The sequence below is a fragment of the Leucobacter faecis genome, assembly GCF_054456635.2.
Genome location: NZ_JBTJEP020000041.1, coordinates 1 through 1,115, shown reverse-complemented (window position 1 = coordinate 1,115; position 1,115 = coordinate 1). Strand labels below are relative to the sequence as shown.

The 1,115-nt window shown below is 63.6% G+C and carries 1 protein-coding gene; it reads left to right on the top strand.

The features are described from left to right. Positions 1-1,115 (top strand): S-layer homology domain-containing protein (locus ACXR2T_RS15760; RefSeq protein ID WP_489945562.1); only part of this gene is annotated, 1,115 nt, incomplete at both ends.

Genomic DNA, 1,115 nt, shown 5'->3' with positions numbered 1-1,115 from the left:
GCGAACGCTCAGGCGGCGGCGAAGGCGGCGGCGAACCAGAACGCGTCGACGAATGCTTCGTCGAAGGCTGAGGCTGCGGCGAAGGCGTCGGCTCAGGCGGCGGCGAACTCGAAGAACGATTCGGATTCGGCTGCTGAGGGTACGGCTGCGGCGAATTCGAACGCGGGCGCGGCGGCGAAGGCGGCGGCGAACCAGAACGCGTCGACGAATGCTTCGTCGAAGGCTTCGGCGAACTCGAATGCCTCGGCGAGCTCGAAGGCTGATGCGAACGCGAACGCGTCGGCTTCGGCGGCGGCTGACTCGAAGGCGAACGCGGCGGCGAAGGCTGCAGCGATGGCTGATAACTCGTCGGACGCTTCGGCGAAGGCGACGGCGAAGGCGACGGCGACTGCGCAGGCGGCGGCTCAGGCGGCGGCGAAGGCTGCGGCGAAGGCGCAGGCTTCGACGAACGCTTCGACCAAGGCTCAGGCTTCGGCTCAGGCGGCGGCGCAGGCGGCAGCGCACTCGAAGGCTGATTCTGATTCGGCTGCGTCGGGTACGGCTCAGCAGTCGGCGACTGCTCAGGCTGCGGCAGCTGTTGCCGCGAATGCGAGCGCGTCGAGTGATGCTTCGGGTACGCCGGTTCCGCCGACGGCCGCGAAGTGTGATGTGACGAAGCCGCGTGCGAAGTCACCGTTCCTGGATGTGGCGACGGGTTACAAGTTCTACCCCGAGATTGATTGGATGCACTGCACCAAGCTGTCGACGGGTTGGAAGGTTTCGGGTGGTCATGAGTACCGCGCGAGCGCGGATATGACGCGTGAGGCGATGGCGGCGTTCATCTTCCGTATGCAGGCGCCGAAGAACTACAAGGCTCCGAAGAAGTCGCTGTTCAAGGACGTGAAGACGAACCACAAGTTCTACCGCGAGATCATGTGGATGAAGGAGTCGGGTATCTCGACGGGTTACGCTGACGGCACGTACCGCCCCGGTTCGAAGCTTGATCGTGATGCGATGGCGGCGTTCATTTTCCGTATCAATGCGCCGCGTAACTACGCTCCGAAGACGCAGAGCTTCTCTGACGTCGATAAGAACACGAAGTTCTACAAGGAGATCGAGTGGATGGGTACTGAGGG